Genomic DNA, 20570 nt, shown 5'->3' on the forward strand with positions numbered 1-20570 from the left:
GGCCGATAAATCGCAGATATCGAGGCCTGCCGAATCGGTGTTGGCTTCTTCGCGGGTAAACCCGCTCCCACAGGTACTGCAGCGCTTGCAGACCTTGTGCAATCCCTGTGGGAGCGGGTTTACCCGCGAAGAAGCTGACACCAGACCAACAGGCCAAGCGCCACAAGAGCGCCACCGTGCCCCTGACAACTCCTGCCAGAACAACAAGCAAAGGAGCCCCCATGAAGCCCACCGCTTCCCCCCAGCCACGCCGTGCCGCCGCCGCCGCGTTCATCGGTACCATGATCGAGTGGTACGACTTCTACATCTACGCCACCGCCGCCGCCCTGGTGTTCGGCGCGCTGTTCTTCCCCTCCGACAACAGCCTGTTCAGCACCATGGCAGCGTTCGGCACCTTCGCCGTCGGCTTCTTCGCCCGGCCGCTGGGGGGCATCGTCTTCGGCCATGTGGGCGACCGTATCGGCCGTAAGAAGTCGCTGGTCATCACCTTGCTGATGATGGGCATCGTCACCGTGGGCATCGGCCTGCTGCCGACCTACGCACAAATCGGCGCCACCGCGCCGGTACTGCTGATCCTGCTGCGCATCGTCCAGGGCATTGCCGTGGGCGGCGAGTGGGGCGGGGCGGTGCTGATGGCCGGTGAACATGCACCCAAGGGCCGGCGCAACTTCTTTGCCTCGTTCGCCCAACTGGGCAGCCCGGCGGGCCTGATCCTGTCGCTGCTGGCCTTCGGCGCGGTCACCCGCCTGCCGGAAGAAGACCTGATGAACTGGGGCTGGCGCGTGCCGTTCCTGGCCAGCGCGCTGTTGCTGCTGGTGGGCCTGGCGATTCGCCTGGGGGTGAATGAGTCGCCCGAGTTCATCGCCAGCCGCGAGCAGGCGGAAAAGGCCCGGCGCAAGGAGCAGGCCCCGGTATTCGAAGTGCTGCGCACGGCCTGGCGCCCGCTGTTGCTGTGCATCGGTGCCAATACCCTGGGTATTGCCGGTGTCTACTTCACCAACACCTTCATGATCAGCTACACCACCCAGCAGTTGCAGCTGGAGCGTTCGTTGATCCTGGAGTGCCTGTTCTTCGTGGCGATCATCCAGTTCTGCGTGCAGCCGTTGGCCGCCTGGCTATCGGAAAATATCGGCGCCACCCGCTTCCTGGCCCTGGTCGCGCTGCTGGCGATGGCCTCGCCGTACCCGATGTTCGTGCTGGTCAGCTCGGGCCAGGGCCCGTTGATCGTACTCGGCATCGCCCTGGCCGCCACGTGCATGGCGTCGTTCTACGCGGTGATCGCCGGCTATGTCAGCGGCATGTTCGACACCCGCGTGCGCTACACCGCCATTTCCCTGGCCTACCAGATCTGCGGCGCCATCGCGGGCGGCCTGACCCCGCTGATCGGTACCTGGCTGGCCCACACCTTCACCGGCCAATGGTGGCCGATGGCGGTGTTCTACACCCTGATCGCCACTATTTCGCTGGTCTGCGTGCTCGCCCTGGCGCGCCAGTACGCCCGTAGCCAGCGCCTGGAACTGGCCTGATCGAACCGCTTTTTTCTGGAGTACCCGCACATGTTGAAAAGCAATGGCGAACGCCTGTGGGCGAGCCTGATGGCCATGGCCGAAATAGGCGCTACCGCCCGTGGCGGCAGCTGCCGCCTGGCCCTGAGCGACGAGGACAAGGCTGGCCGTGAACTGTTCAGCCACTGGTGCCGCGAAGCCGGCCTGACGCTGACTGTGGATGCCATCGGCAACCTGTTCGCCCGCCGCGCTGGCAGCGACCCCGATGCAGCGCCGGTGATGATGGGCAGCCACCTCGACACCCAACCTGAGGGCGGCCGTTTCGATGGCGTCTACGGTGTGCTGGCAGGCCTTGAAGTGGTGCGCCGGCTCAATGACCTGAACATCCAGACGCGCAAGCCGCTGGAAATCGCCGTATGGACCAACGAGGAGGGCGCCCGCTTCACCCCGGCCATGTTCGGTTCGGCGGTGTTCACCGGTACCCTGGCGCTGGACGAAGCGCTGGCCATTCGCGATGCCGATGGCATCAGCGTCGCCGACGAACTGCAGCGCACCGGTTACGCCGGCCGGCGCCCGCTGGGTGGCCAGGTCGATGCCTATTTCGAGGCCCACATCGAGCAAGGCCCGATCCTTGAAGACAACGCCAAGGCCATCGGCGTGGTCAGCGGCGGGCAGGCTATCCGATGGCTCGACGTCACGGTCGAAGGCATGGCCGCGCACGCCGGTACCACGCCGATGCCACTGCGCAAGGATGCCCTGTATGGCACCGCGCGGATGATCCAGGCAGTCGAGCAACTGGCTGCCGATTTTGCCCCTGAAGGCCTGACCACGGTGGGTGAACTGTCCATCGCCAAGTCCTCGCGCAACACCATTCCGGGGCTGCTGCAGTTCACAGTCGACTTGCGTCATCACCGGGACGAAGCCATCGAGGCGATGGAACGCGAGCTGACTTTGAAGCTGCAAGCCATCGCCAATCAACGCGGGTTGCAGGTGCGTATCGAGCGCCACTGGACAAGCCCGGCCACGCCATTCGATGCCGATTGCGTAGCCGCCGTGCAGCAGGCGGTGGATGGCCTCGGCTATGCCCAGCAGTCGATCGTCAGCGGCGCCGGCCACGACGCCATCCTGCTGGCCCGCTACTGCCCGACCGCCATGGTGTTCATCCCCTGTGTCGGCGGCTTGAGCCACAACGAAGCCGAAGACGTGTTGCCCGACGACGCCCGCCAGGGTGCCGATGTACTGCTCAATGCCGTGCTGGCCCGCGCGGGCATTGTCGAACAAGGAGAAGCCTGATGCGTTGCTACTTCCACCCCGAACAACTGCTGCACCACCCACGCAGCTACTACTCGCGCGGCGCCATGCGCACCCCGCAGGAAGTCCCCGAACGCGCCCAGCGCCTGCTGCAGGCGGCCAAGGATCTGGGCTTCGACATCCGTCAGCCGGAGGACGCCGGCCTCGAACCGCTCAAGGCAGTGCACGGCGAGGCCTACCTGGCCTTCCTCGAAGAGGCCCATGCGCGCTGGAAGGAAGTGCCCGAGGACTGGGGCGACGAGGTCATGTCCAACATCTTCGTGCGTGAACCCAACGCCTTGCGCGGCATCCTCGCCCAGGCCGGGCGCTACCTGGCTGACGGCAGCTGCCCTGTAGGCGAACACACCTGGCGCTCGGCCTATTGGTCTGCGCAAAGCGCAGTGGCCGGTGCCAAGGCCATTCTCGACGGCGAGCCGGCGGCCTATGCCCTGTGCCGGCCGCCAGGCCACCATGCGCGCTTCGATGCGGCCGGTGGTTTCTGCTACCTCAACAACGCCGCTGTCGCTGCCCAGGCCTTGCGCAGCCGCTACAGCCGCGTGGCCATCCTCGATACCGACATGCACCACGGGCAGGGGATTCAGGAAATTTTCTACGACCGCCGGGATGTGCTGTATGTGTCGGTACATGGCGACCCCACCAATTTCTACCCGGGTGTGGCCGGGTTCGCGGACGAGCGTGGCAGCGGTGCGGGGGAGGGGTACAACCTCAACTTGCCGATGGCGCATGGGGCTAGCGAAGCGGACTTCATGGGCCAGCTGGAGATCGCGCTGGCGGCGGTGAAGGACTTTGGCGCCGAGGTGCTGTTGTTGTCGCTGGGGTTCGATATCTACGAACTCGACCCGCAGAGCAAGGTGGCGGTGACGACTGAAGGGTTTGCGGTATTGGGCGAGCGGATTCGGGCGATGCGCTTGCCGTGCCTGATCGTGCAGGAAGGGGGGTATCACCTGGAAAGCCTGGAGGCGAACGCGCAGGCGTTTTTTGCCGACAAGGCGGACTGGCGATAAGGAGGGGCGGGGCTGACAGGTGCTTGCCATGACAGTTTCAGCGCCTATGAGATCGAGCGCCGCCCGCGCGGCGCTTCGCAGCACAAGGCTGCTCCTACATCTGTTTCAGGCCAATTATTCCTGTGCCTGGTGGGTTGCAGCCTTGGTGCATGACTGGAGATGGATGAAAAGCAGCAAAGCAACCTTCGATATCGAATGGAACAAACAAGGCGGGCAGAGGTGACCTCACAGGAGTGACTGGCCCGAAACAGATGTAGGAGCAGCCTTGTGCTGCGAAGCGCCGCGCGGGCGGCGCTCGATCTCTCAGGCGCTGAAAGTGTTGTGGCGAACACCCCGCAATCCGTTACATCCCACCCCGCCGCACATGCTTCACCAACACCTTCTCCAGCAACTCCCACATCGCCGGCTCGGTACTGAACGCCACGTTGAACCGCATCCACCCGGTCGCTTTGGCATCGACCATGAACAACTGCCCAGGCCCGAGCATGATGCCTTTCTCCAGCGCATCATCCAGCAACGCCGCGCTGTCCGGAATCGCCGGGTGGCGGGTCCAGATATACATCCCTTCATCCGACTCGATGAACAGCTCGAAGCCCAGCCGATGCAGATGCCGGCCAACTTCCTGGTGCGCCTCGGCCAGCCGCTGGCGCAGGCGCTTGAGGTGCTTGCGCCAACGCCCGTCGATGATCGCGGCATACACCACGCGCTCCATCACCTGCGAAGTGGTCAGGCCAGAGCGCATCTTCAGGTGCAGCAGCTTCTGCATCAGCTCGGGGTTGGCCAGCATGTAGCCGACCCGCACATTGGGCGAAATGCTCTTGGAGTAGCTGCCCACGTACACCACCTGCTGCAGGTGGTCGAGGCTGGCCAGGCACGGCTGCGGTTCGGCGACCATGTCGGCGTACAGGTTGTTCTCCACCAGGCGGAAGCCGTGCTGGCTGGCCAGTTGCAGCAGGCGGTGCAGCTGCGGTAGCGGCGTGCGCGAGCAGGTCGGGCTGTGCAGGTGCGGCTGGGTGAAGAATGCAGTGGGGCGGTGGTGGGTGAGCAACTGTTCCAGCTGGTTCAGGTCGTAGCCGGCCGGTGTGCGCGGCACGCCGACCAGGGTCGCGCCCTGGGTACGCAGGATGCTCATCAGGTTGGGGTAACCGGGGTCGTCCACCAGCACCACGTCGCCCGGGCGCACCAGGGTGCGCGCGGCCAGGTCCAGGGCCTGGCTGGCGCCATGGGTAAGCATCAGCTGCGCCGGGTTGGCAACGATCGACAGTTCCTGCTGCAGGTTCTGTGCGGTCAGTGCACGCAGCTCCATCAGGCCCATGGGGTCGCCGTAGCCCGACAGCTCCAGCGGGCTGCCGGCCACCTGGCGCAGGCCGCGGCGCAGGCCGTCTTCATACATCCAGTCGTTGGGCAGCCAGCCGCACCCGGGCTTGAACGGCAATTGGCGGATTTCGAAGATCTGCTGCAGGTACCACTCGGAGTTGAACGTTGGTCGACTGGTGTCGGCCTCGGCGTTGTGCGGGTCGAGCAATTCGCCCGCCGCGCGGTTGACGAAGAACCCCGCATTGCCCCGGCTCACCAGCAGGCCCTGGGCGACCAGACGGTCGTAGGCCTCGACCACGGTGAAGGTACTCACCGAATAGCTCGCGGCAAAGGCGCGGATCGAGGGGACCTTGGCGCCTGGCTTGAGGGTCTGGTTGTCGATCAGCTCGCGCAGCCCGTCGATGATCTGGTTCACCAGCGGGGTCGAGGAGTCTGGATGTAATTCGAACATTTGGGCCTTCAGGTTGCGTATCGCCCGGCGTTTGCAAGGTGTATTGCAAGGGCGACCTGTACAGTGCAGTGCGAGTTTCATGCCACTGTGCATGGCTCTCTGCGTCGGACATTTTTACATTAGGTGTCAGATATCGCCACCTAAAGCATGTTCAGTTCGCCCCAGGCGCCTGCCCTGGGGCGCGTCAGCAGGCCGCCATGGAAGGCCTGCGTGTGTTCGCTCACACCATCCTGCGCGCATTAGCACTGATGTACGTGAAACCGCCAGCCATCGGGGTTTCACAGTTTTCCTTGGATAAAAAGAAGCACGGGGTACACAACTGATGGACGCAACATCCACAACCACCACCGCGAAAAGCGGGCATGAGAGCAAGCTCAGTGCCTCGCTCAAGTCGCGCCACCTGACGATGATGTCGATCGCCGGGGTTATCGGCGGCGCCTTGTTCGTCGGTTCCGGCAGCGTGATTCACAGCGCCGGCCCAGCTGCTGTGCTGGCCTACCTGGCAGGCGGCATCCTGGTGGTACTGATCATGCGCATGCTGGGTGAAATGGCGACTTCCTCGCCAGACACCGGTTCGTTCTCCACCTACGCCGATCGCGCCATCGGCCGTTGGGCCGGTTTCACCATCGGCTGGCTGTACTGGTGGTACTGGGTCATCCTTATGGCCTGGGAAGCTTATGTGGCGGGCAAGATCCTGCATGGTTTCTTCCCCGACGTCAGCGTCAACGTGTTCGTGCTGGCCACGACCCTGTTGCTGATCACCGTCAACTTCTTCAACGTCAAGCACTACGGTGAGTTCGAGTTCTGGTTCGCCTTGATCAAGGTGATCGCGATTGTCTGCTTCCTGATCGTGTGTACCGCTGCCGTGCTGAACATCTGGCAGTTCGGTGAAGTGCGTGGCATCAGCCACCTCACCGCCGAAGGCTTCATGCCCAATGGCATCACCACCGTGATCGGTGCCCTGCTAGGGGTGATGTTCGCCTTCCTCGGTGCGGAAATCGTCACCATCGCCGCTTCCGAAGCCAAGGACCCGGCTGCACAGATCGTCAAGGCGACCAACTCGGTGGTCTGGCGTGTGTGCCTGTTCTACGTGGGTTCGATCTTCCTGATCGTCTGCCTGGTACCGTGGAACGATCCGCACCTGGGCGTTTCCGGCTATGGCGCCTACCGCCGCACCCTGGAGCTGTTGGGCGTGCCATATGCCGAGCTGCTGATGAACTTCGTGGTGCTGACCTCGGTGAGCAGTTGCCTGATCTCGGGCCACTACACCGCTTCGCGCATGCTGTTCTCCCTGGCCCAGCGTGGCGACGCGCCGTCGTTCTTCAAGATCACCCGCGCCGGCACCGGTGTACCGGTGTACGCGATCATGGGTTCGTGCGCCGTGGCCGTGGTGTGTGCGCTGATCAACTTCAGCGAGACCCTGCGCCCGAAAGACGTGCTGGAAACCCTGATGAACACCACCGGCATGATTGCCCTGCTGGTGTACCTGGTGATTGCTTTCTCGCAGCTGCGCATGCGCCGCAAGCTGGTTGCCGAAGGCAAGGAAGTACGCCTGAAGATGTGGCTGTTCCCATGGCTGACCTACCTGGTAATCGCGTTCATCGTGGCCGCCCTGGTAACCATGGCCTTCATGCCTGACTACCAGATCCTGGTGATCTCCACCGGTATCGCCGCGGCAATCGTGGTGGCGATGGGTGTGGTGCACCAGATCCGTACTGGCAAGCAGCACTAAGCGTCACTGCTTCTCGAAACGGCCGGCTCCCTGGGGGACCCGGCCGTTTTGCGTTATTGGGCCAGGGGTATATGGCCGCCTGTTACATGGCATATGCTGAACACATTGCCCGCCCAAAGGAGCTTCACATGGCCTGGTCCGCCACCCAGTATTCGCAATTCGAAGACGAGCGTACCCGCGCGGTGCGTGACCTGCTGGCCGCTGTACCGGCACGCCCGGTACGCCACGCCACCGACCTGGGCTGTGGCCCTGGCAATTCCACCGAGGTGCTGCTGCAACGTTACCCGGATGCCCAGGTGACGGCCCTGGACAGCGACCCGGACATGATCGACAAGGCCCGCGAGCGCAAACGGCTGTGCATCCCCCGCGTGCGCACGGTCATCGCTGACATTGCCGGCTGGTCCGCCCCCGAGCCGCAGGACCTGATCCTGGCCAATGCTTCGTTACAGTGGGTTCCCGACCACGCCTCGCTGTACCCGCACTTGGTGCGCCAGCTGAGCGAAGGTGCCAGCCTGGCCGTGCAGACCCCGGACAACCTCGATGAGCCGGCCCACCGGCAACTGCGCGAAATCGCCAGCCAGGGCCCATGGGCGGCGAAGTTCGCTGATTTCCAGCTGCCGCCACGGCACAACGCGGCGTTCTATTACGATCTGCTCAGCCCGTTGTGCGCGCGGGTGGATGTGTGGCGTACCACCTATCATCACCCTTTGGCCGGCGGTGCCGAAGCCGTGGTGGAATGGTTCAAGGGTTCGGCCTTGCGACCGTACCTGGCGCGGTTGGATCCCCAGGAGCAGACGGATTTCCTGCAGATGTACCTGCAGGCGATGCAACGCGACTACCCGCCGGCCACCGATGGCAAGGTGCTGTTGCCGTTCCCGCGGCTGTTCGTGATCGCTACCCGCTAGGGCGGCGCCAGCGCCAGGCCACGTAACCGTAGACGCCGAGGTTGAGCAGCAGCACGAACGTGCCCAGCAGCAGCTGGATGTGCGGTGTCAGCCCGGCGGGGTAGATCAACGGCCAGATATAGTGTTCGATGAAGCCGCCCTGATAGCCCGCGTCACCAGCCGCGCTGCGCATGCGGTTTTCCCAGGTGGTCAACGGGCAGCCCAGGTGCAGGCATTCCACCGCCAGGCCCCAGGCCATCGCCGGCAGGTGCAGCAGCAGGGCAGGGCGCCAGCGCAGTACCAGCAGGCCGCCGAACAGCACCAGCAGGATGAAGAGCAGGTGCAACAGGACCAGGGTGTCGGCAGCAAGGCGGTAGAGCATGGGTTGTGTGTCGAGGGTTGAGGTTATCCCAGCATAGTTGGGTTGCCTGTACGGGCCTCTTCGCAGCACAAGGCTGCTCCTACAGGGGGAGTGCGATAATCCTGTAGGAGCAGCCTTGTGCTGCGAAAGGGCCGGCACAGGGTTACAACCCTTCCTCCACCATCTGCAGGAAGGTCGCCACCACCCGCCGCGTGCGCTGCTCGCTCAGGCACACCAGTGTCTCGGTCAGGTGCCGCTGGCAATCGACGATCGGCAACGCGCACACCCGCGCATCCGCACCAAACTCCGCCGCCGACACCACCCCCACACCAATCCCCACCACCACCGCTTCCCGCGCCGCTTCCCGGCCTTCCACCTGGATCGCCGGGCGAATCCGCAGCCCGGCCCGTTGCATTTCTTCTTCCAGCGTCTGCCGCGTGACCGACCCGGGCTCGCGCAGCACCAGCGGCGTATCGTCCAGATCCGCCAGGCTGATCGCGCCGCGGCTGGCCCAGGGGTGCTGGTGCGAGACAAACGCCACCATCGGGTCGCGGCGCAGCGGCAGGCAGTGCAGCCGCTCATCGTCGACGTCCCGCCCCAGCAGGGCCAGGTCGGCCTGGTAGCTGAACAGCCGGGCCAGCGACTCGTCGGTGTTGCCGGTCTCGATCTTGACCTGGATGCCCGGGTAGCGCTGGCAGAAGCGGGCGATCTGCGGCAGCACGTGCACCGGCGCGTCCACCGCCAGCACCAGGCTGCCGGTGTGCAGCGCACGCGAATCCTGCAGCAGTTCATGGGCCTCGGCCTCGCAGGCGAACAGGCGCTGGCTGATGCCCAGCAGGCGTTCGCCGAGGTCGGTGAGCTGCACCGAACGCTTGTTGCGGTGGAACAGCAAGACGCCGAAGCGCTCCTCCAGTTTGCGCACCTGGTCCGACACCGCGGGCTGGGTAAGAAACAGCTTTTCGGCGGCGCGGGTAAAGCTGCCGTGCACCGCCACGGCGTGGAAGGCCTTGAGTTGTGCGTGGGAAACCGACATGACGACCTCAGTAACAAGCTGGGCTTATGTGTGAAATACGATAAATCGATTTTATTTATCTTAGCGCAACTGTTTCCATGCATGTCAGCCCGACGCTGGCACCACAAGTGCCGCCAGGGCCATGGCACCCAAACGGCGCCATCTGACCCGATGACAGCCTCGTCATCGCTGTGCGTAACACAAGAACAAGACAGGCGTTTCTTCACATTCTGCCGGCACACTCAAGCAAGAGGTCAGACTTACATGAACCAATCCCTAGCCGCGTTCAAACGCTGGCGTATCCAGATTTTCGCCATTACCTGGCTGGCCTACGCCGCCTTCTACTTCACCCGCAAGGCCTTCTCGGTGGCCAAGCTGGGCATCGGTGAAGACCCCGACTTCATGCTCGACAAGGCCGCCATGGCCAACCTCGACGCCATCTACCTGGCCGCCTACGCCGTGGGCCAGTTCACCTGGGGCATGCTTGCCGACCGCTTTGGCCCACGCGTGGTGGTGCTCGGCGGCCTGCTGATTTCTGCTGTTGCGGCGGTGGTGATGGGCAGCTACGCCACATTCCCGATCTTCGCCACCTGCATGCTGGTACAGGGCCTGGCGCAATCCACCGGCTGGGCCGGGTTGTGCAAGAACATCGGCAGCTTCTTCCCGGCGTCGCAGCGTGGGCGGGTGCTGGGCCTGTGGAGTTCCTGCTATGCCTTCGGCGGCCTGGTGGCCTCGCCGTTCGCCGGCTGGTGGGCCTACACCCTGGTCGGTACCTGGCACGCGGCGTTCTTCTCCAGTGCCGCGGTGGTGGCACTGGTGGCCGTGCTGTTCTTCTTCCTGCAGCGCAACAAGCCTGAAGACGTCGGCCTGCCGGCGGTGGAGCCCGAGCCGCAGAGCATGGCCCCGGCCGGCAACCTGTGCAGCGTGTGGGCGCCACTGAAGGAGATCATGCGCAACCGAACGGTGCTGACCCTGGGGCTGGCGTACTTCCTGTTGAAACCGGCGCGCTACGCCATCCTGCTGTGGGGGCCGGTGATCGTCTTCGAGCAGATGCCCTCGGTGGGCAAGGTGGGGGCAGCGATCATCCCGACAGCCTTCGAACTGGCCGGGCTGCTCGGCCCGATCATCATCGGCCTGGCCTCCGACAAGCTGTTCGGCGCCCGGCGCATGCCGGCCTGTGTCATCAGCCTGGTGCTGCTGACCGTGGCGCTGGCGGCATTCATGGCGGCCATGCACACCGGCAGCGTGATCCTGGTGGTGGCCCTGCTGTTCGTCATGGGCCTGACCCTGTACGGGCCGGATTCGATGATCAGCGGTGCCGCGGCCATCGACTTCGGCACCGCCAAGGCCGGTGCCACCGCAGCAGGCTTCGTCAACGGCTGCGGCTCGGTGGGGGCGGTGCTGGGCGGGCTGCTGCCGGGGTACTTCGATGGCGTCACGGTGTTCATCGTGTTTGCCGGCTGCGCGCTGTTCTCGGCGCTGGTGCTGCTGCCGCACTGGAACAGCCGCCCGGCCAGCGCTGCGCAAAGCACCGACGTGGCACCGAATACCAGCATGGCAATCAAGCCACTGCGTACCTGAAAGGAAAGCGAGCGAATGAGACCCTTCTGGCTGCAACAGGCCCTGGATTCGGCGCAAGAGGCGGTGTGCCCGCCGCTGCAAGGCGATGCCCGTTGCGATGTATGCATCGTCGGCGGCGGCTATACCGGCCTGTGGACCGCACTGATGCTCAAGGAAGCGGTGCCGGCCCTGGATATCGTGCTGATCGAGGCCGATATCTGCGGTGCCGGTGCCAGTGGCCGCAATGGTGGCTGTGCGTTGTCCTGGTCGGCCAAGTACTTCACCCTCGAGCGGCTGTTCGGGGTGGCCGAGGCGGTGCGCCTGGTGCGTGAGTCGGAGCGCAGCATCGGTGAGATCGGCGCGTTCTGCGCGGCCAATGGCATCGACTGCGACTACCGCCTGGACGGCACGCTGTACACCGCCACCAACGCTGCGCAGGTCGGCGCCACCGACGCGGTGATCGCCGCGCTGGAGCAAAAGGGGATCAATTCGTTTCGCCGCCTGCCGCTGCAGCAGCTGCAGCGCCTGGCGGGTTCGGCGCGGCACCTGGAAGGCTGGTTCTCGCCGGCCGCGGCCACGGTGCAGCCGGGCAAGCTGGTGCGCGGCCTGCGCCGGGTGGCCTTGCAGCGCGGCGTGCGCATCCATGAGGGCACCGCCATGACCGGGCTGGAGCACGGCGCCCCGGTGCAGGTGCGCACGGCGCATGGCACGGTGCGCGCCGACCGCGTGGTATTGGGCCTGAATGCCTGGATGGCGCGGGCTTTCCCGCAGTTCGAGCGCAGTGTGGCGATTGTTTCCAGCGACATGGTGATCACCGAACCTTGCCCTGAGCTGCTGCACCAGATCGGCCTGGACAGCGGCATCAGCGTGCTCGATTCGCGGATTTTCGTGCATTACTACCACAACACCTCCGATGGTCGGCTGATGCTCGGCAAGGGCGGCAATACCTTCGCCTATGGCGGGCGCATGTTGCCGGTGTTCGACCAGCCGTCGCCGTACCGGCCGCTGCTGCGTGAAAGCCTGGGCGGGTTCTTCCCGGCACTGGCGCAAGTGCCGCTGGCGGCCAGCTGGAACGGGCCGTCCGACCGCTCGGTGACCGGTTTGCCGTTCTTTGGCCGGCTGAACGGGCAGGGCAACGTGTTCTACGGCTTTGGTTACTCCGGCAGCGGCGTCGGGCCGTGCCACATGGGCGGGCAGATTCTGTCGTCGCTGGCACTGGGGCTGGATAACCCATGGACCCGTTCGCCGCTGGTCAAGGGGCCGCTGGGGCTGTTCCCGCCCGAGCCGATTCGCTACCTGGGCTCGCTGATGGTGCGCAATGCCATCCGCCGCAAGGAGCGGGCAGAGGACCGCGGGCAGCGGCCGCGGAGGCTGGATGTGCGGTTGGCGCGGTTCGCGGCGGCGGCGGGCAAAGCCGATAAAGGCTGATGAGATTTCTTGTCGAATACAGGCCAGAGGGCGTATAAACTGCACCCACTTTTGGCCGGTCGCTTCCTGAACCGGCCGCTGAAACAAGAGAGTCGACATGGGCGCACAGTGGAAAGCCAAACATAAAGAAGCCGCGGCCAACGCCAAAGGCAAGATCATGGGCAAGCTGTCCAAAGAGATCCAGATCGCCGCCAAGTCCGGCGCCGACCCGGACATGAACCCACGCCTGCGCCTGGCCATCGAGCAGGCCAAGAAGGCCTCGATGACCCGCGAGACCCTGGAGCGCGCAATCCGCAAGGGCGCGGGCCTGGACGGCGATGCCGTGCAGTACTCGGCGGTAAGCTACGAAGGTTTCGCCCCGCACCAGGTGCCGCTGATCGTCGAGTGCCTGACCGACAACGTCAACCGCACCGTCGCGCAAATCCGCGTGCTGTTCCGCAAGGGCCAGCTGGGTGCCAGCGGTTCGGTGGCCTGGGACTTCAACCATGTCGGCCTGATCGAAGCCACCCCGAACGGCGACGCCGACCCGGAAATGGCGGCCATCGAAGCCGGCGCCCAGGACTTCGAGGAAGGTGACGAAGAGGGTTCGACCCTGTTCATCACCGACACCACCGACCTTGACGCCGTGCAGAAGGCCCTGCCGGAGCACGGCTTCACCGTGACCTCGGCGAAGATCGGCTACACCCCGAAGAACCCGGTGAGCGCGGCCAGCCTGAGTGCCGAAGCGCTGGCCGAGGTGGAAGCGTTCCTCGAAGCCATCGACGAGAACGATGACGTGCAGAACGTTTATGTTGGTCTGACTGACTGATCTGCTTCTCTGGGGCCGCTTTGCGGCCCATCGCGACACAAGGCCGCTCCTACAGGGGAACGCATGACCCATGTAGGAGCGGCCTTGTGCCGCGAAACGAGGGAAAAGCCCTCGCCAGCGGTCTGGAGCCGAACCCCGATGAACCCCGCTTTCGCCTCCCTCAGCCTCGCCCACCTGCGCACCCTCGACCACCTGCTGCAGCTGAAGAACCTCAGCCACGCCGCCGAGCGCCTCGGCGTCAGCCAGTCCGCACTTAGCCGCCAGCTGGCCCACCTGCGCGAAGCCTTCGACGACCCCTTGTTGGTACGCCAGGGCCGCGGTTACGTACTCAGCGAACACGCCGAAGCCCTGGTCGAACCCCTGCGCCAGGTTCTCGAGGAGCTGCACGCCCTGCGCCAGCCCGCGGTGTTCGACCCGGCGCGTTGCGAGCGGCGCTTCTGTCTGGCCGCGTCGGACTATGTGGCCGAGCACATGCTGCCGCTGCTGGTGGCGGCGCTGGAGCGCGAAGCGCCGGGAGTATCGCTGGAGTACCGCACCTGGCAGGCCGGCCAGTACGCCTTGCTGGCCAGCGGCGAGATCGACCTGGCCACCACCTTGTTCGACGAGTCGCCACCCAACCTGCACGGTCGGCTGTTGGGCGAGGACCGGGCAGTGTGCCTGATGCGCCACGACCACCCGCTGGCTGCCCACGGTGCGCTCAGCCAGGCCGACTACCTGGCGCACAAGCATGTGCGTATTTCCGGCGGAGGCGACAAGGACAGCTTCATCGACCGCCACTTGCGCGCCCAGGGCCTGCAACGGCAGGTCAGCCTGGAAGTGCCGTTCTTCTCGGCCACCGTGCAGGTGATTGCCAACAGCCAGGCGCTGGCCACCGTGCCCGAGCACATCGCCCGGCAGCTGTGCCGCCTGCATGACCTGGCCTGGCGGCCGCTGGGTTTCATCGACCACAGCCAGCGCTACTGGGTGGTGTGGCACCAGCGCCTGCAGGCCTCGGCCGAACACCGCTGGTTGCGCAACCGGGTGTTCGAGTTGTGGCGCCAGTCGCAGTTCGGTGTGCAGGGTGGGCATGCGGGTTTGCCATAGCAGGTATGCGCGAGGCGGGGTTATTCACTTCGGGATAGGTGCCTAGACTGGGGCATTGTGTTGCCTGTACCGGCCTCTTCGCGGGTACAGGCGGCGAACCACCCACAGGAGAACCCAGGTGACCCCCGAACAATTCCGCCAGTACGGCCACCAACTGATCGACCTGATCGCCGACTACCGCCAATCCGTCGGCGAGCGCCCGGTCATGGCCCAGGTTGAGCCCGGCTATCTCAAGGCTGCGTTGCCTGCACAGGCCCCCCGGCAAGGCGAACCTTTCGCCGCGATCCTCGACGACGTCAACCAGTTGGTCATGCCCGGCCTGTCCCATTGGCAGCACCCGGACTTCTACGGCTACTTCCCCTCCAATGGCACCCTGTCGTCGGTCCTCGGTGACTTCCTCAGCACTGGCCTGGGCGTGCTGGGCCTTTCCTGGCAGTCCAGCCCGGCCCTGAGCGAGCTGGAGGAAACCACCCTCGACTGGCTGCGTCAGCTGCTCGGCCTGTCTGGCCAATGGAGCGGGGTGATCCAGGACACCGCATCCACCAGCACCCTGGTGGCGCTGATCTGCGCACGGGAACGCGCCAGCGACTACGCACTGGTACGCGGCGGCCTGCAAGCCCAGGCCAAGCCGCTGATCGTCTATGTCAGCGCCCATGCCCACAGCTCGGTGGACAAAGCCGCATTGCTGGCCGGTTTTGGCCGCGACAACATACGCCTGATCCCGACCGACGAACGCTACGCTCTGCGCCCGGAGGCCCTGCAGGCTGCGATCGAGCAGGATCTGGCCGCTGGCAACCAGCCTTGCGCGGTGGTCGCGACCACCGGCACCACCGCCACCACAGCCCTCGACCCACTGCGGCCGATCGGCGAGATCGCCCAGGCCCATGGCCTGTGGCTGCATGTGGACTCGGCCATGGCCGGCTCGGCGATGATCCTGCCGGAATGCCGCTGGATGTGGGACGGCATCGAGCTGGCCGATTCGCTGGTGGTCAACGCGCACAAGTGGCTGGGCGTGGCCTTCGATTGCTCGATCTACTACGTGCGCGACCCACAGCACCTGATCCGGGTGATGAGCACCAACCCCAGCTACCTGCAGTCGGCGGTGGACGGCGAGGTGAAGAACCTGCGTGACTGGGGTATCCCGCTGGGCCGCCGGTTCCGCGCGTTGAAGCTGTGGTTCATGCTGCGCAGCGAGGGGGTCGAGGCGTTGCAGGCGCGGCTGCGGCGTGACCTGGACAATGCCCAGTGGCTGGCCGGGCAAATCGGCGCGGCGGCGGAGTGGGAGGTGCTGGCGCCGGTGCAGTTGCAGACGTTGTGCATTCGCCATCGGCCGGCGGGGCTGGAAGGGGAGGCGCTGGATGCGCATACCAAGGGCTGGGCCGAACGGCTGAATGCGTCCGGGGATGCCTATGTGACGCCGGCGACGCTGGATGGGCGGTGGATGGTGCGGGTGTCGATTGGCGCATTGCCGACCGAGCGGGAGCATGTCGAACAGCTCTGGGCGCGCTTGCAGGAAGTGGTCAAGGGCTGAAACTGCCGGGGCCGCGTTGCGGCCCATTCGCGGGCAAGCCCGCTCCCACAGGGACCGCACAAGACTTGAAGCCTATGCGGTCAAGGTGGGAGCTGGCTTGCCGGCGAAAGGGCTGCAGAGCAGCCCCCTGCAATCTCAGTTGCTCACCGCCTGAAAGCTCCCTTTACGGCTAGCTTCATACGCGGTCTTGTCCATCGGCTTGGCATCGGGGTTACCCAGGTCTTCCATCGCCAGGCGATGGGTTTCCGGTGCAATGTAGGCTGCCAAAGCACACACGCAGGTGATGAAGAACGCCAGGCTACCAACCACCAACGGGATGTTGTCCGAACCAGGCGGGGCAACCAGGGCGAACAGCGCCGGCAGCATGGCGGTCAGCATGGTGCCGATGTTCTGCGCGATGGCCATGGCCGAAACACGGTAGCGGGTGTGGAACAGCTCTGGGTAGAAGCTTGGGAACACCGCGTTGTAACCCTGGTACACCATGCCCCACATCACGATCGACGAGGCGAACGCCAGCGGTACGTTCTGGATGCTGATCGCATACAGGTAGACGAAGGCCAGCAGGCCAGAGCCCAGGCAACCGGCGATCATGGTCGGGCGACGGCCAATCTTGTCGGACAGGTTGCCGACAAACGGAATCACCAGCACCGCAACGATGTTGCCGACTACCGGAATCCACAGGTACACGCTCTTGTCGAAGCCGATGCCATAGGCCGGCTGCACCGCGTAGGCCGCACCGAAGATGGTGGCGACCACCGGGATCACGTTCATCAAGGCCATGAACATCACCAGCACCATGTGCTTCCAGCTGTGGCGGAAGGCCTCGCTGATCGGCGACTTGGCGACCTTGTCCTGCTTCTCTTCCTTCACGAACGCCGGGGTTTCGTGCACTTCCTTACGGATGATGAAGCCGGCGATCAGCACGAAGGCGCTCAGCAGGAACGGAATGCGCCAGCCCCAGTCGTTGAAGGCTTCGCTAGGCATGAAGTAGGCCAGTGGCAGGAACACTGCCGCCGCCAGCACCTGGCCAGCCTGCACGCCTTGCAAGGTGAAACTGGCGTAGTAGCCCCGTCGACCGAACGGTGCGTGCTCCATGATCATGGAACTGGCTCCGGAGATTTCCCCGGCCACGGCAAAGCCCTGGACCAGGCGCAGCACCACCAGCAACGCCGGGGCGAGCAGGCCGATGTCGTGGTAGGTGGGCAGCAGGCCAACGGCCATGGTCGACAGGCCCATCAGGAACATGCACAGCAGCAGTACGTTCTTGCGGCCGCGGGTGTCACCCCAGTGGCCCAGCACGAAGGCGCCGACCGGGCGCGCCAGGTAACCCACGCCGTAGGTGGCCAGCGAGGCAATGATGGCCATTTTCGGGTCGGTGTTGGGGAAGAAGATCTGCGGGAAAATCAGCGCAGCAGCCTGGGCGTAGATGAAGAAGTCGTAGTACTCGAGTGCCGAGCCTATCCATCCACTGGCAGTCGCTTTCTTGGCTTGAGAGCTGGAGTGAGCCATCGTTGTCTCCGTTGTTATTGTTGTTTGCACAGGTTCCGCCGGAGATTCGCCAAGGCAGGAGGCGAGGGTCGGTGTGCCTGCGTCTGTGGTTCATGTTGACCACGGGCCAGTGGGCTGGCAATTCGCTAAAACCGGTTTTGTTCGATAATCGAACGCAAAACTAACCATTCCGTACAAAGAGATTGAAGCGACGACTTTACCTGCGAATAATCGATCGTGCCAGGAACTGTGGCGCTGATTTTCCAGGTCCTGCCCTGGCCTTGATCCTCTAACAACAAGGAACTCCCGCCATGCAGCGTTCGATCGCTACCGTGTCCTTGAGCGGCACCCTGCCGGAAAAGCTCGAAGCCATCGCCGCCGCCGGTTTTGACGGCGTCGAGATCTTCGAAAACGACCTGCTCTATTACGCCGGCAGCCCGCGCCAGGTACGGCAGATGTGCGCCGACCTGGGTATTGCCATCACCCTGTTCCAGCCGTTCCGCGATTTCGAGGGTTGCCGCCGCGACCGCCTGCAGAAGAACCTCGACCGCGCCGAGCGCAAGTTCGACCTGATGCAGGAACTGGGCACCGACCTGGTGCTGGTATGCAGCAACGTCCAGGCCGATGCCCTGGGTGAAGAGCAATTGCTGGTCGACGACCTGCGCCTGCTGGCCGAGCACGCCGGCAAACGCGGCCTGCGCATTGGCTACGAAGCCCTGGCCTGGGGCCGCCACGTCAACACCTACCAGCAAGTCTGGAACCTGGTGCGCCAGGCCGACCACCCGGCCCTCGGGGTGATCCTCGACAGCTTCCACACCTTGTCGCTCAAGGGCGACCCGAGCGCGATCCGCGATATCCCCGGCGACAAGATCTTCTTCGTGCAAATGGCCGACGCGCCGATCCTGGCCATGGATGTGCTGGAGTGGAGCCGCCACTTCCGCTGTTTCCCGGGGCAGGGCGAGATGGACATGGCCGGTTTCCTGGCGCCGATCCTTGCCACCGGCTACCGTGGGCCGCTGTCGCTGGAAATCTTCAACGACGGCTTCCGCGCCGCACCGCCCCGGCAGAATGCCGCCGACGGCCTGCGTTCGCTGCTGTATCTCGAAGAGCACACCCGCCTGCGCCTGGAGCAGGAAGGTACCTCGATCGAGCCCGGTGTGCTGTTCACCCCACCGGCGGCCAGTGCTTATGACGGCGTGGAGTTCCTCGAGTTTGCAGTCGACGAAGCCGTCGGCGCGCGCCTGGGCAGCTGGCTGAAGCGCCTGGGCTTTGCCGATGCCGGCAAGCACCGCAGCAAAGAGGTGCAGTTGCTGCGTCAGGGCGATATCAACATTGTGCTGAACGCCGAACCCTATTCCTTCGGCCACAATTTCTTCGAGGCCCACGGGCCGTCGCTGTGCGCCACCGCGCTGCGGGTCAAGGACCAGCAAGCCGCCCTGAAGCGCGCCACCGCCTTCCGTGGCCAGCCATTCCGTGGCCTGGTCGGGCCCAACGAGTGCGAAGTGCCGGCGGTACGTGCGCCAGATGGCAGCCTGCTGTACCTGGTGGAGCAGGGCACTGCCGGCCAGACCCTGTACGACACCGACTTCAGCCTGGACAAGAACGCCACCGCCACCGGCGGCCTGCGCCGTATCGACCACATGGCCCTGGCCCTGCCGGCCGAGTCGCTGGACAGCTGGGTGCTGTTCTACAAGAGCCTGTTCGATTTCGAAGCCGATGACGAAGTAGTGCTGCCGGACCCGTACGGCCTGGTCAAGAGCCGCGCGCTGCGTAGCCAATGCGGCACCCTGCGCCTGCCGCTGAACATCTCGGAAAACCGCAACACCGCGATAGCCCATGCGCTGTCCAGCTATCGTGGTTCGGGCGTGCACCACATCGCTTTCGATTGCGACGACATCTTCCGCGAAGTGGCGCGGGCCAAACTGGCCGGGGTACCGTTGCTGGAGATCCCGCTGAACTACTACGACGACCTGGCGGCGCGTTTCGATTTCGACGACGAGTTCCTCAGCGAACTGGCCTACTACAACGTGCTGTACGACCGCGATGCCCAAGGCGGCGAGCTGTTCCACGTGTATACCGAGCCGTTCGAAGAGCGTTTCTTCTTCGAGATCATCCAGCGCAAGGGGGGTTATGCTGGTTACGGTGCGGCCAACGTCGCGGTGCGCCTGGCAGCCATGGCCAAGGCCCGCAGCGGGGCGGTGCGCAAGCCGGTCCTCTGAGCCCGGCGCGGTCCCTGTAGGAGCGGCCTTGTGTCGCGATGGGCCGCAAAGCGGCCCCAGGATTTCAGCAGCACCGCATGAATCCTGGGGCCGCTTTGCGGCCCATCGCGACACAAGGCCGCTCCTACACCGACCGCGTGTGCTTCAAGGGCGTTCGGCCACCAACAGCAGCGACTGTGGCAGCGCACTCTGGGGGTGCTGTGGCTCCTGCAGGCTGACCAGCCGCAACCCCGCCATGTCCAGCGCGTTCAGCCAGCTGGCCAGGGTGCGGAAGTACCACGGCATCACCTGCCAATCCCCGGCGAACCCGGCAAACGACTCTTCCCGCCAGCCATCCTGGTAATCGCCATCCGCCACGCTCCACGGGTGCAGGGTCTGGATCACTAGCGCACCGCCAGGCGCCAGCAAGGCATTCATCGCTGCCAGCAGCGGGATGATGTCCTGCTGCAACAGGGCGAAGTTGGCACAGATCAGGTCATAGTCCTTGCCAACATAGGCCTGCGCAGCGGCCAGCTGGGCATAGCTGGCCAGGTGTACCTCGGCGGAACCCGCAGCACGCGCGGCATCCACCAGCGCCCGGTCACCGTCCACACCTACCGCCTCGACACCCCGGTCGCCCAGCGCGCGCAGCAGCCAGCCTTCACCACAGCCCAGGTCGAGCACCCGTTCGGGCTGGCGGCCAAGAATGGCCAGCAGGATGGCCTGGTCGGTAACCTGGCGACGGCTGTCGATACTGCCGCTGCGCACCGCATCGATCCAGGCCTGGGCGTTGTGCTGCCAGCTGTCGAGCAAGGCGTCTTCAGGGTTGCGCATGTTCATCTCCGTTGGATTGGAGATAGGCCCTGCGACCTATCACTACCCTCTGTAGGAGCAGCC

At 64.9% G+C, this 20570-nt stretch carries 17 protein-coding genes; 12 read left to right on the forward strand and 5 right to left on the reverse strand.

What is annotated here, in order from left to right; all coding sequences use genetic code 11:
* Positions 1-221 precede the first annotated feature (221 nt).
* From WM94_RS08290 to WM94_RS08300, 3 genes are read left to right on the forward strand one after another with little or no spacing between them, the layout of a single operon-like run.
* Entirely contained in the window at positions 222-1526 is a 1305-nt protein-coding gene (locus WM94_RS08290; protein ID WP_061550934.1) for an MFS transporter, read from the forward strand.
* 30 nt (positions 1527-1556) lie between these two features.
* Positions 1557-2798, forward strand: a complete 1242-nt coding sequence (locus WM94_RS08295) for a Zn-dependent hydrolase (RefSeq protein ID WP_015269941.1) — start codon at positions 1557-1559, stop codon at positions 2796-2798.
* Positions 2798-3820 carry a histone deacetylase family protein gene (locus WM94_RS08300; RefSeq protein ID WP_061550935.1) on the forward strand — a complete coding sequence of 341 codons (1023 nt, stop codon included), beginning with the start codon at positions 2798-2800 and terminating at the stop codon, positions 3818-3820. The genes WM94_RS08295 and WM94_RS08300 overlap by 1 nt, the downstream gene beginning before the upstream one ends.
* Positions 3821-4163: 343 nt before the next feature.
* Here WM94_RS08300 and WM94_RS08305 read toward each other — a convergent pair whose 3' ends face one another.
* On the reverse strand, positions 4164-5588 hold the full coding sequence (locus tag WM94_RS08305) for a PLP-dependent aminotransferase family protein (RefSeq protein ID WP_039613366.1): 1425 nt from the start codon (positions 5586-5588) through the stop codon (positions 4164-4166).
* A gap of 197 nt (positions 5589-5785) precedes the next feature.
* Here WM94_RS08305 and WM94_RS30730 point away from each other — a divergent pair, with 197 nt between their 5' ends.
* The 3 genes from WM94_RS30730 to tam all read left to right on the forward strand — a co-directional run bounded on the left by WM94_RS30730 (position 5786) and on the right by tam (position 8225).
* Entirely contained in the window at positions 5786-5911 is a 126-nt protein-coding gene (locus WM94_RS30730; protein WP_023661944.1) for a hypothetical protein, read from the forward strand.
* Positions 5911-7320, forward strand: coding sequence for an amino acid permease (locus WM94_RS08310; protein WP_013972050.1), 1410 nt, complete (start codon positions 5911-5913; stop codon positions 7318-7320). Before WM94_RS30730 ends, WM94_RS08310 begins: the two co-directional genes overlap by 1 nt.
* A 128-nt stretch (positions 7321-7448) precedes the next feature.
* A complete protein-coding gene (tam, locus tag WM94_RS08315; RefSeq protein WP_082810535.1) occupies positions 7449-8225 on the forward strand; it encodes a trans-aconitate 2-methyltransferase in 777 nt (258 codons plus the stop codon).
* On the opposite strand, the gene WM94_RS08320 is transcribed toward tam, so the two are convergent.
* Positions 8215-8586 carry a DUF2784 domain-containing protein gene (locus WM94_RS08320; RefSeq protein ID WP_061550936.1) on the reverse strand — a complete coding sequence of 124 codons (372 nt, stop codon included), beginning with the start codon at positions 8584-8586 and terminating at the stop codon, positions 8215-8217. The genes tam and WM94_RS08320 overlap by 11 nt on opposite strands.
* Positions 8587-8728: 142 nt before the next feature.
* Positions 8729-9598 carry a LysR substrate-binding domain-containing protein gene (locus WM94_RS08325; protein ID WP_013972053.1) on the reverse strand — a complete coding sequence of 290 codons (870 nt, stop codon included), beginning with the start codon at positions 9596-9598 and terminating at the stop codon, positions 8729-8731.
* Positions 9599-9841: 243 nt separating this feature from the next.
* Between WM94_RS08325 and WM94_RS08330 the strand changes: the two genes are divergently transcribed.
* From WM94_RS08330 to WM94_RS08350, 5 genes are all read left to right on the forward strand, one after another.
* A complete protein-coding gene (locus WM94_RS08330; protein ID WP_003259277.1) occupies positions 9842-11158 on the forward strand; it encodes an MFS transporter in 1317 nt (438 codons plus the stop codon).
* Between the two features lie 15 nt (positions 11159-11173).
* Complete coding sequence (locus tag WM94_RS08335; RefSeq protein WP_024086771.1) at positions 11174-12565, forward strand: FAD-dependent oxidoreductase; 1392 nt, start codon at positions 11174-11176, stop codon at positions 12563-12565.
* Positions 12566-12662: 97 nt separating this feature from the next.
* Entirely contained in the window at positions 12663-13373 is a 711-nt protein-coding gene (locus WM94_RS08340) for a YebC/PmpR family DNA-binding transcriptional regulator (RefSeq protein ID WP_013972055.1), read from the forward strand.
* Positions 13374-13511: 138 nt separating this feature from the next.
* Positions 13512-14456, forward strand: a complete 945-nt coding sequence (locus tag WM94_RS08345) for a LysR family transcriptional regulator (protein WP_015269948.1) — start codon at positions 13512-13514, stop codon at positions 14454-14456.
* Positions 14457-14574: 118 nt separating this feature from the next.
* Entirely contained in the window at positions 14575-15987 is a 1413-nt protein-coding gene (locus WM94_RS08350; RefSeq protein ID WP_039613361.1) for a DOPA decarboxylase, read from the forward strand.
* A gap of 135 nt (positions 15988-16122) precedes the next feature.
* On the opposite strand, the gene WM94_RS08355 is transcribed toward WM94_RS08350, so the two are convergent.
* A complete protein-coding gene (locus WM94_RS08355) occupies positions 16123-17496 on the reverse strand; it encodes an MFS transporter (RefSeq protein ID WP_013972058.1) in 1374 nt (457 codons plus the stop codon).
* 290 nt (positions 17497-17786) lie between these two features.
* On the opposite strand from WM94_RS08355, the gene quiC reads away from it, so the two are divergent.
* Entirely contained in the window at positions 17787-19694 is a 1908-nt protein-coding gene (quiC, locus tag WM94_RS08360) for a 3-dehydroshikimate dehydratase QuiC (RefSeq protein WP_061550937.1), read from the forward strand.
* A 144-nt stretch (positions 19695-19838) separates the two neighbouring features.
* On the opposite strand, the gene WM94_RS08365 is transcribed toward quiC, so the two are convergent.
* Positions 19839-20507: a bifunctional 2-polyprenyl-6-hydroxyphenol methylase/3-demethylubiquinol 3-O-methyltransferase UbiG gene (locus WM94_RS08365; protein WP_061550938.1), complete on the reverse strand. Its 669-nt coding sequence runs from the start codon at positions 20505-20507 to the stop codon at positions 19839-19841.
* Between the last annotated feature and the right edge of the window lie 63 nt (positions 20508-20570).

It is taken from the genome of Pseudomonas sp. ABFPK (genome assembly GCF_001586765.1).
GTDB classification, from domain to species: Bacteria; Pseudomonadota; Gammaproteobacteria; order Pseudomonadales; family Pseudomonadaceae; genus Aquipseudomonas; species Aquipseudomonas asiatica.